The sequence below is a fragment of the Seinonella peptonophila genome (assembly GCF_900129355.1).
Lineage (GTDB): Bacteria > Bacillota > Bacilli > Thermoactinomycetales > Thermoactinomycetaceae > Seinonella > Seinonella peptonophila.
In genome coordinates this window covers 906,844-917,212 of the sequence record NZ_FQVL01000001.1, presented here as the reverse complement: position 1 = coordinate 917,212, position 10,369 = coordinate 906,844, and the positions used below count along the sequence as shown (strand labels likewise).

Below are 10,369 nucleotides of genomic sequence, written 5' to 3'. Positions count from 1 at the left end.
ATCGCGGAAATCGTATTTTTATGAACCAAGATGCCTCAATGTTTATAGCCAGTAGTATAAAGTGACTTCTTCAACAATTTGTGCGCGATTATTGAGGAGAATTAATATTTTTAGTTGACTGTATTGCTAAGGTATCTTTATTAAAAAGTTTAAAAAATTTAATCTACTCCAAAACAGGACGGTAGGTATACGTGTTAGTCGTATTAAACTTAAATGTTTTTCCCCCTTCTATCTCATTGAGAAACAAGTTAGAAGGGGGATTTATGGTCACAAATACTCATATCCATATGTAGCGGACAAAAAAGTCCTCGTCAGAATCTGAGAAATATCAGATTTTCTCTTATTGATTTATTAGATTAACCTATAAGATAATGTAGAAAGAAATACTCGAAAATTTTGTACAACTAGAAACACCTAGCTGAACTTCAAGAAATCGTCTTGAAGCGACCGACTTCATTCATCGAGGTTGGAGTCCTGATAGATGAGCCCGCAACGATTGGCCGCTGACAGGGAGTCATGATGAAGCGAGCTAAGCTCACTAGTAAGCTCAAACAAGAGACCCGAGCCACGTTCCTCGAAAGAGGAGCGGATTACCTCTTGGGCATTACAGATACACTTTACCCGATTTTCATCGGGGCATGGGCTGTAAGCGTGTCGAGTAAGATTGGCACGTTCTTGCTCATTTTCGGCGCCATCTGGACTGGGATCAACGCTGGAGCTATGCTCACCGTTATTCCTGGATACCTCGGCGCTGCAGAGGTGCTTGAAAAAAAGATGCGAGAAGCCGAGGAGCGACAGGCAAAACTGCGGGCAAGAGCCTTTATGCTCCAGTCTCAACGTAAGAGAGCACGGGCAAAGGCTTTCATGCTCCATGCGAAACGGGAGACTACGCGGGCGCAAGCTTTGATGATCCAAGCACAACAGGAGACTACGCGAGCGCGCGCTTTCATGAACCAGGCGCTGGGTACGATTGCCAGTGTCGGCGTTCTGCTAGGAGTGACCTTCGCCATTGTTCCCGAGTTCCTCCCTGAGTCCTGGCTCCATCGGTTGGGCATCGTTAATTCCGAGGCTATGAGCTACTTTGTGCTGACAGGAGGAAGCTTTTTCATCCTCACAGGCACTCGCTGGTGCTTAGCCGTCGCACTACGATGTGTGGGGCAGGCGAACGATGCTCGAAACGGGGCGATTTTGATCTTCGGGGTAAACCTGATCCTCGATCCACTGCTGATCGTCGGGGCAGGATGGGGGCTGGTCGGCTCGACGGTGGGAACAATCACCGCCCAGATCGTCGGAATCGCTTACCTCTGGATGCGCTTTCGAAGGAATGCGTTGAACCAGGTGAAAGCAAGCTGGCGCCTGACTCGCGACGTACAAGCTCAGTTGTGGGGTGAAAGCGGCGGAAACATGATGTTGAAGGAGACCTGCTATCGCTCGTTTCCATTCCTCATGATTTTCCTCATCGATCCATTGGGGGTGGCAGTACTGTCTGCCTATCGGCTCTGGACGATGATCTTTCCACCGCTCATCGGTTCAGTCGGCTTGGCAGCAGGAACTGTCATGCATGCGAGAGTGGCCACCCTGATGGGTAGCGCGAAAAAGAATCCCACCCAGATTAAGGCTCTCCGGATGGAGTACGACACTGATCGCAAACTCTGCACAGCATACTCCAGCCGCCTGCTGGTTAGGTATTGCTTCCCGGCAAGCCTGCTGGTGGTCGCCGTTCTCAGCCTCATCTACTTGCCTCCAAAGGTAGGAATGGAGAGCGGACTCTATCTGCTCGCGTTCTTCGGATTGGGTGCCGCTGGTTGGTATACCTGTTCCCTGAACGCCGTGTTGGAGCTTGCCCTTCAAGGAGCAGGTAAGATGCAGACCCTCTTTCTCAATTCTCTCGCGCGTATGGTAGGTCAACTCCTGCTGTCAGCGGGAGCGGTGATGTTGCTGCCGACCCCCATGGCAGCAATTAGCGTGATCGTTATTTACAACGCCTTCATGGTTGTCGCAAAGCGGCAACTTGCCTCCATGTCCAAGTCAGTGCTCAAGTGAGGTGCGGGCGGTGAGTCGTTTTACACGGCTTTCACCCTTCTGTCTTGTTGCGAAACAAGATAGAGGGGTGAAAATTACTGTTCCCAACTAAACAATCCACTGCAAAAAATGCAAACCAAAAACCCCTGTCAACAGCGTATGACGCGCGACTGGGGTCTTTGGTATACGTTCTCGCTAAGGTATCCCTATCTACCCTTGGACACTGAGCGTCAGCCATCGCCTCCAAACTACATAGCGAATGGCCAACGCGACGATCCATGAGGCATAACTGTAATTCTCGCTCTTCAGATATGAGCGGCCATAATGCACTGTGGTCGTAGAGAAGGGCAAGAGCAGGAGCATGCAGCCCCAAATCGCTTGGTACCCTACATGGACGGCGAGCGAACCGAAGCCGAAGGTGGCCACAGTATAGCCGATCCCGTTCACGATTGAAGGAATACCGATGACCAGCGACTTGCCGGTCTTCAGCTTGAATAGCGTCTGTCCGACGATGTTCGTCACCATATTGTGCATCATGCTAATCAACAGAAGCGCTAGGAAGACGATCTCCGACGCTTCGGTGATCGCTAACAGCACGAAGGAGCATGTCAACACAAGCAGGCTCCCGTAGATCAGCTGTCGGTTCCACTTCGGTGGCGCCATCGCAGCTATCAATTGGCCAAGGAACATACCACAGGTCGACCCGAGAAGGATAAACTTCACCCACTCTGACTCGATATAAAGCGGTATTATGACCAGCGTCAGCTCTTCTACGATGGCAAAGGGGAGTAGTACCCCAATTGACAACAGTAGGAGCTTATACCAATTGATCTGGGGCTGTCCGTTTAGTTGCGGATCTATGCTCTGTGGCTTAACCCTCTTTTCTCGACTCAGATCCTCCCGCTTCAGCCAAGCGAGGAAAAAAATCGTAAGAGGGAACATCTCACCGCAAAGTGCCCACACGATCAGCGGGATCTCTCGATCGATCACCCAGTAACCGAGGATGCCAAACAGTTCCCAAATGACCACATTGAGATAGACTCGCATTGCGATGCCCAACCGATGCGCATTGTCAGCTACAGGAAGCGATCTATGATACATCTCTGACACCGACGCGAAGACAATCGAGATCACAATCCCGGACATCGTGCGCAGCAGAAGCAAGATCCACCAGTACGTTGGTGAAAGCCACAGTAGGAATCCGAATCCCTGTATGGAAAGTACCATCAGACCGGAACCCCAGATGAGCCAGTTCACCACCTTTTTATTCTTCGCCATGGCGTAAATAATGCTCCCACAAAGGACACCACTCGAGTATCCCCCTTCGATCCAATGGACCTCATCTTTTAACCCGGCTTCTGCCATGGCTCGACTGAGAGGCGCTTTAAAAAAACCATTGAATGCTGCGAACAGCATGCTTAGGCCGAGGACGAATAGTAGCATCTTACGCATGATGCCTTCCTTTTTCTCCGGCTAGGGCTTTGAGGTTCCTAGAAAACCCAAACGCTCCGCGATGAAGCATATTGCGGATTCAACGTATCGGTTTATACGTTGATTTGACTGGAATTGCACTTAATTAATCTTATTATAGTCTATCTTGTCACATTTAAATGGTCGAGGAATTGCCATTTCTGCAAAGAAATCAGTATCACTTTTTTCAGTCTCATCTTGAAGGAACCATGAATGAGTCATTAAAGAGAGATGCTTTATACAGGGTGATTTCTTCTCATAATTCGAAGCATGCAAGTTGCCGGAAATGGGAAGGGAAGATTGTTCGGCTGACGGCAGATGCACCTAGCGATTATCCGCTTTTGTCCGATTTGAGAGCGTATGGTTTTAAGGAAATCTTTCATCCATCCTGTAAACACCATGTGTTTCCAGTGAGGAATCTGGAATCTTTACCTCCACAAATTAAAGAGTTGAATGGAAAATAGTGATTACTATATTTTTTGAAGTGTAAATATGTGATTAAATATTAATAACAACGATATGTCCACGATATTGAAGCCCTGATGGGGACATAAGTGGACTCAAACAAAGCGACCCGTTACTCGGAGGATAGTGTGAGTGATCGTAAGTTTCTGAAGGTAGTCATGGGCATCCTCCTTCTCGGACTGGTAGGTCTTGAAGAAGTCTTTTTCGAGGTGGGTGCGGTCATCTTTGGTGTAATTCAATCACTCGTCATCGTCGCGGCGATAGTGGTTGCATACTGCCTAGGAAGGACGAAGTAACTGGATCTGCAAGGCAGACATAGAAGCCCGTGTCATACCTACTCGTAAGTAAGAGTAGGGAGGCACGGTTCTTCTGCGTTTAAAAGTGACCTCCGATACGTCATTAAACTGTCGTGTTTTTTGCTTCCAATCCATCTATGACATTAAAAGCTAATGAGTAAGGAGATGATTTATATGTCAAATGAAAATAAATGAGAGTTACAAAATACAAATCCTGCCGAGAATGTAATCAATACAGGTCAAGAAATTATGACCTTTGCCGAGGATGAAGTAAACGAGCGAATCAATAAAGCCTTTACTGATCGTCTGAACCGAATGAAGAAGAAGTACGAATGCTTTGACGAGATTAAATCAGAGCTTGAGGAAGTACAATGGTTGTGGAATCCATACGATCATCCATTTGCTGGAGAATGTATGTTATTTGTACGGATCGAGGATGATTTATATCAATTGGAGTATGGGAATAAAGAACAGTTGAAGCAACTCGAACAGCATTTGAGGAAAGAAATAGGGCTTATCACAGTTGCTTAAAATAGCTTGATCTATAATCTAAAAATCCGTCTATAGAAAGGAGTAGACGAGTTTATTTATGCTATATAATGATCTAAGAAGGTGATCTTACATAAGTGATCTGATGGTCCATTTGCGGAGCTGCATCAGCGGAACGGTCACGACCAAAGGTCTATGTAGAACCTCTATTTTTCGTCTTCCTGCAAAAATGAATGAATCTCCTGATACTGAACAGAGCTGTGTTCATGTATCTTTGGCAGGATTATATTGGCATAAATCAATCCTATTTATTTTTGGATCATTTAAAGCAATAAAAGGTACCGATTGTTCTATTTTATCTCCATCTGGTACTAAAATGATATAACCATTTAAGGACTCGGATGATTTATTAGTTATAGAAGAGGTTAAAGTAGAATTGTGGCTTCCTAAAAATCGATTTCCAATTGCGGGTCCAGAAATTCGCAAACCGGATTCTAGTATTCCTGTAATGTTCATACCTTTGGGGAGAAACTGGGTAGAAATGAGATGGTTGTTATCCATAATATCCCTCTCTCTAGCATCCATTCTTCAAAGAATATCGACTATATTGTTGTGTTCCAATGTTATTTCTCATTCGAACGATAAAGAGTCCCTATCACTCTATTTGCATTATCTTCCTTTATCGCTTCTTCTCATATTTTCAATCATATTTGTTTTGGAACACTGGTGATCAGCAAACTCGTATCCAGCAGTTTCCAAAGATGGGATTGACCAGCTACCCTCTGTATTGGTTAAGTAATAAGGCAGTAAAACTTGTTTTTTATTAGGGATATTCACACTTTTCCCACGAGCAAATTTATTGACCCCTCTACCAAAAACACGAATACTAGCCAAATCACCTTGCTCAACAGCTCCTCTAAATCCATGAGGAATATTTGGAACTGCTTTAGGTGACTTCTCTCTCCATTGACGAATCTTTTTTATTGGCTCGATTTCTTCAAGCGCTGGTTTTCTTATTCCTCCTACCATTTTAAATGGAGGGATCGCTTCGAGATTGATTGGTCCAATATGGTCAGCAGATTGATGCTCATGAGGAGATAATATGGCTGAACCTATTTCACAGATTTTACGAGCATCTGGGGACATGTTGATGATCTGTTTCAAAGTCGGTTCATGAAACATAAGATATAAGAGATCAGCTCGATCTGCGGAAACGATTTGTTGTAATACTTTATGAACTAAACCTAAACAATTTAAATGGGAACGGGCAAACTCCCTCCCTATTTGGTAAGATGATGATAGAAAATGTAAACTTGATCCCCCATATTCCTTTAATAATGAATCTATCTGTTTTTGTTCATCTTCTCTTTCTACAAAAGCACTCATAAAGCCGATAAACATAAGATGCAATTGAGTAGGATCATAGTTTTTATCCAGAGGGTTACATTCTTTTGGTATATCCGGGAATTGTCGAGGGAAATTATTCATCACTCTACTCTGCAACGGATGATTATCTCTTCTTCCAATTAGACGAGTATCGATGCGATGATCAGGATTCACATCCTTTCCCGCGATTACCTGCCCTACTTCGTATGCGTCAAGAAATCGTTTATCTTGATATATTGTTGCGTTCTTAACGATTTGTGGATTATTCCCTAGTATTTGTTCAGCATAGCCTAACATTACGGTAAAAAGAGCAGAGCTGTCACGATCTGTGAAGATGGTCCGCAAATAAATATCGCTTGTAATCTGACCATCTCCTAAAGTTCCAGTTGAAGGAATCGGTATTTTAAGTCGAAAACTCATATTATCCCCCTTTACTATTGGATCAATCATCCAGATATTTTAGTTTGCCATTTTTGATAGCGGAACCGTGTCATCATAACCTTTTTGACAAGCCAATTAGGCTAGCTATTAAGCTAACCATGGCTCGGAACGAAGGATTTCTCGTCAATCACATCACATGGATCTGCAATATGCTGTTATTATTTTATTGTTGTTATTGCTGCTATTTAGTTGTAGTTGTTATTTAACGTTTGCTATTTAATTGTTGTTGTTTTCTATCTTACCGTTCATGTTTAGTTGTAATTATAATGCGTGCTTAACAGTTGCGCTGTCGCTTCTGAATCGTCATGTAGACGAATGCAGCAACGAGCAGCGGGATTGGAGTCCACCAGAACCAATCACCGAGCCAGGGGCGCAGAAGACCTAGTGCGCTGCCTATGAGCTGGCCAAACTTGATACCAGCACTGTAGAAGGTCGAAACGCCTCTTCCAGAGAGCTGAGCATCGTCTGCGCCGAGCTGCGAGGTGGCAACTCGACTCAGCCCGATGGACAGTCCGAGCAGAATAACAGCAGAGAGATTGAGCAGGTAGTTCCCCCCTCCGAAGAAGAGTAAAACCATCGAGCTCCCAGCGAAGAGAAAACTGCACTGACTGGACAGCCAATCGCTCTTGCGCTCTGCTATCAGGATAGGGAAGAAGATCCCCGCGACACCACAGGTTAGGAAATACCAGAACAGCAGAGTTCCAGCATCTGTACCCGCAGTGAGTGGAAGGAAGATGAGCAGAATGGTGTTCGCCACAATGATGACAGAGTGCGGCCACACCACGCGGAGCGATCCGAAGTCGAACAGCTCCCTAGCGAACCCGCGAACCGTGAGCGAATACTCTGTTGAAGGCTGCATATTCTCTGGCAGTTTGACGAACCAGAGAATGAGCAGGATGGGAAGAGAGATGCCAATGGACACCCGCTCCCAGACACCTACAGAGGTCATGACAAGCGGGATCGCGTAGCCCGATAGAGAAGCGAGAATGTAGCTTGCTCCACCGTAGACGCTCCCTCCACGCCGCTGCTGATTGACTTCAGCTGGCATCGACATGCGACATATTGTCGCGATGGCGGTAAAAGCAGCGAAATGCGCTGCTGAATACAAGGCATAAGCCGCCGCCATGGTCAGCAGCGAGTAGGTGGCGTGAGCGCAAGCCCAGGCTCCTAATGCCATGCAGATGACCGCCGTCTGTGTAACAACCTTTGCGTTGTACCGGCGGATCAGAACCCCACTGATGATTGTGGAGCATTCTCCTACGATGTAGAGCCAGAGCACCAACGGTGCTACGAAGTCAAGCCCTAAATTCTTGCCGATCAGGTTGTTTGTTCCCTGAAAGGTGAACACGTAACCTGAGGCAAAGATTGAAGACCCCAGGATTGTCAGGATCACATTACGTGTGAACCATTTGTTACTTCTGAGGAAACGGGAAATCATCCCGCCTCCCCTGTCCTGGAAGTTCACTGTACCTCCATCCATGTGAGGGTTGACGATTAACCCATCTAGCGTTCTGAAACAACCTGTGACTGAGGTTTCCACCTCTTTCTGTTTTAGAGGGTGATTGCTCCAGTAAACTGGATTACAACCAAAATTCTGTGTTGGTTGTAAGATGGGTATATGATTTGTTAAATATTATATCATATAAATTGTATGACAAAACAAAATTATATAGTTAATTTTTTTATTAATAGTGTTCTTCTATTATTTAATTTTTATAATATAATAGCGAAAATTTCCACGAGGGCTATCAAAAAAATCGCATATAAAAATTTTGTAATGCGTGTAATGAGATAAAAATAAGACCGTCGATAATTCGTTAAACTATCATGTTTTTTATGTCCAAACCGTTTGAAGATATTAAAAGTTAATGAGCAAAGAAGATGATTTACATGTCAACACGGAAAACTTAGCGTTACAAAATACGAATCCTGCCGAAGATGTTAAAGATACAGGTACAGAAATTAAGATATTCACTGAAGACGAGGTAAACGAGCAAATCAACAAAACTGTGACTGGTATATTTTGTTGATTGAGAAATTGGATCAAATACTCGAATCATCGCATCGCGAAACAATATATTTATTAATATTGATAATTTTTGGATTATTCTGTTTGGAACATATCGATAATGGGAATGATAATAAATGTAATCTTACCTTTAAAGGAGGCGTTTTCATGGCTGGAGGTATTATTTTGTATGAACATGTGGACTTTGGGGGTAGGCAAAAGACCATTATGGGAAATGTAGATTTTATCTCTGATTTTAATGATTTAGCTTCTTCGATTAAGGTAGATTACACAGTCAATAAGGTGACTCTGTATGAACATGCAAATTACCAAGGTAGATCATTGGTTTTATATGGTGGAGATCGGCTTCGCAACCTAGTAGATTCAGCTAACTTCAATGATATCATTTCAAGTGTAAAGTTTGAGTAGTTGCAACGCTCGTTTTTAACGAGATGTTGTGATATTTAGGATAAACTGACTTTTATTCCTATTAGTAGGATTTGAGTCAGTTTTTTTGGGGGATCATTAAGATGAAAATTCGTTATTTTTGAAGTAAGGCTTTGTGAAAAGAATGATATGAAAAAGGAAGAGAGTAATAGAAACAATATTTGTTATAGGGAAATTTCGTTGATAAATTCATAATATGATGGTGTGAAACTGCTGGAGGATGATTTCATTTTGGAAGTGTTATATTGGTTACCAACTTTAGGTGATAGTCGTTATTTTGGGGCTGATAAGAGAAACAACAATACAAACCTTGAGTATTTAGAACAGGTTGCGAAAACAGTTGATTCTCTAGGATATGATGGAATGTATTTAGGTACAGGTAGTTACTGTGACGACCCGTGGGTAACGGCATCTTCTCTCATTCATTCAACCCAAAAATCTAAATTTCTGATTGCACTTCGACCGAGTGTGATTTCCCCGTTTACTGCGGCTCGTATGGCAGCTACTTTTCATCGAATTTCCGAAAGTCGAATTGCGTTAAATATTGTTTCGGGGGCATCTCCAGAAGAACTGGCAAAAGATGGTGTTTTTTTGAGTCATGATCAAAGGTATGAGTATACAGGCGAATTTTTAGAGGTTTTTAAAGCATTGTTAGGCGGAAAAAAAGTAAATTTTCAGGGTCAGTATATTCGAGCAGAAGAAGCACAATTATTATTTCCCCCTCAACCGTCACATCCGGAAATCTTTTGTGTGGGTGCCTCTGATGTGGGTCAGTCCGTTGCAGCTAAATATGGAGATATTTATTTAACGTTTGGAGAGCCATACAATGAGACGAAAGAATTATTTAAGTCAGTTCGTAAAAAAGCTCAGAAATATAACCGGAATGTTCGGTTTGCGCTTGGGCTCTATATAATTGTGCGTGAGAAAGAAGAGGATGCTTGGGAGGCTGCAAATGAATTAATCAAGCATATTCGTATAGAAGACATTAAACAGTTTAATCAAATATTATCCACTAAATTTGATTCTCAGGGTCGGAATCGTCAAACAAAAATCATGGAAGAAAATGCATCATTAATGATTGATGACCATTTGTGGGCAGGTACATCATTAGTAAATATTGGACCATTTGCAGTCGTAGGTAATCCGGATTCGGTGATGGAATCCTTACATAGGTATGTAGAAATGGGTACGGAGATTTTTGCTATAGTGGGAATTCCCCACCTAGAAGAATCCTATCGAATTGCAGAACTTGTTTTACCAAAGTTGCGTAAAAAATTTGGATGATGGAAGAAAGTTTGTAAAACAGAAGGAAAGAGTGTTTGTTCACATCACTTAAATATATTCA

General features: G+C 43.4%; 10 protein-coding genes. 6 read left to right on the top strand and 4 right to left on the bottom strand.

The window, feature by feature from the left end:
• Window positions 1-597: 597 nt before the first annotated feature.
• Complete coding sequence (locus BUB71_RS04405) at window positions 598-2,043, top strand: hypothetical protein (protein ID WP_139278970.1); 1,446 nt, start codon at window positions 598-600, stop codon at window positions 2,041-2,043.
• A 189-nt stretch (window positions 2,044-2,232) separates the two neighbouring features.
• Here BUB71_RS04405 and BUB71_RS04400 read toward each other — a convergent pair whose 3' ends face one another.
• Entirely contained in the window at window positions 2,233-3,474 is a 1,242-nt protein-coding gene (locus tag BUB71_RS04400; protein WP_073152532.1) for a hypothetical protein, read from the bottom strand.
• 611 nt (window positions 3,475-4,085) lie between these two features.
• On the opposite strand from BUB71_RS04400, the gene BUB71_RS19415 reads away from it, so the two are divergent.
• Window positions 4,086-4,253, top strand: coding sequence for a hypothetical protein (locus BUB71_RS19415; protein WP_175552280.1), 168 nt, complete (start codon window positions 4,086-4,088; stop codon window positions 4,251-4,253).
• 249 nt (window positions 4,254-4,502) lie between these two features.
• Window positions 4,503-4,784, top strand: a complete 282-nt coding sequence (locus BUB71_RS04390; protein WP_073152526.1) for a hypothetical protein — start codon at window positions 4,503-4,505, stop codon at window positions 4,782-4,784.
• 222 nt (window positions 4,785-5,006) lie between these two features.
• Here the strand turns inward: BUB71_RS04390 and BUB71_RS04385 are convergent, their stop codons facing one another.
• The 3 genes from BUB71_RS04385 to BUB71_RS04375 form a co-directional block, all read right to left on the bottom strand.
• Window positions 5,007-5,303 (bottom strand): hypothetical protein, encoded by a 297-nt coding sequence (locus BUB71_RS04385; RefSeq protein ID WP_073152523.1) that lies wholly within the window; start codon window positions 5,301-5,303, stop codon window positions 5,007-5,009.
• Window positions 5,304-5,411: 108 nt separating this feature from the next.
• On the bottom strand, window positions 5,412-6,548 hold the full coding sequence (locus BUB71_RS04380; protein WP_073152519.1) for a hypothetical protein: 1,137 nt from the start codon (window positions 6,546-6,548) through the stop codon (window positions 5,412-5,414).
• A 295-nt stretch (window positions 6,549-6,843) separates the two neighbouring features.
• Complete coding sequence (locus BUB71_RS04375; protein ID WP_139278969.1) at window positions 6,844-8,007, bottom strand: hypothetical protein; 1,164 nt, start codon at window positions 8,005-8,007, stop codon at window positions 6,844-6,846.
• 430 nt (window positions 8,008-8,437) lie between these two features.
• Here BUB71_RS04375 and BUB71_RS19410 point away from each other — a divergent pair, with 430 nt between their 5' ends.
• From BUB71_RS19410 to BUB71_RS04365, 3 genes are all read left to right on the top strand, one after another.
• Window positions 8,438-8,599 (top strand): hypothetical protein, encoded by a 162-nt coding sequence (locus BUB71_RS19410; RefSeq protein WP_175552279.1) that lies wholly within the window; start codon window positions 8,438-8,440, stop codon window positions 8,597-8,599.
• 146 nt (window positions 8,600-8,745) lie between these two features.
• Window positions 8,746-9,006, top strand: a complete 261-nt coding sequence (locus tag BUB71_RS04370; RefSeq protein WP_073152513.1) for a beta/gamma crystallin-related protein — start codon at window positions 8,746-8,748, stop codon at window positions 9,004-9,006.
• 255 nt (window positions 9,007-9,261) lie between these two features.
• Entirely contained in the window at window positions 9,262-10,308 is a 1,047-nt protein-coding gene (locus BUB71_RS04365; RefSeq protein WP_245815522.1) for an LLM class flavin-dependent oxidoreductase, read from the top strand.
• Window positions 10,309-10,369: the final 61 nt, after the last annotated feature.

Coding starts and splice junctions, on each gene's coding strand:
- BUB71_RS04400 (WP_073152532.1), bottom strand. CDS start 3,474: ATGCGTAAGATGCTACTATTCGTCCTCGGCCTAAGCATGCTGTTCGCA.
- BUB71_RS04390 (WP_073152526.1), top strand. CDS start 4,503: ATGACCTTTGCCGAGGATGAAGTAAACGAGCGAATCAATAAAGCCTTT.
- BUB71_RS04385 (WP_073152523.1), bottom strand. CDS start 5,303: ATGGATAACAACCATCTCATTTCTACCCAGTTTCTCCCCAAAGGTATG.
- BUB71_RS04380 (WP_073152519.1), bottom strand. CDS start 6,548: ATGAGTTTTCGACTTAAAATACCGATTCCTTCAACTGGAACTTTAGGA.
- BUB71_RS04375 (WP_139278969.1), bottom strand. CDS start 8,007: ATGATTTCCCGTTTCCTCAGAAGTAACAAATGGTTCACACGTAATGTG.
- BUB71_RS19410 (WP_175552279.1), top strand. CDS start 8,438: ATGAGCAAAGAAGATGATTTACATGTCAACACGGAAAACTTAGCGTTA.
- BUB71_RS04370 (WP_073152513.1), top strand. CDS start 8,746: ATGGCTGGAGGTATTATTTTGTATGAACATGTGGACTTTGGGGGTAGG.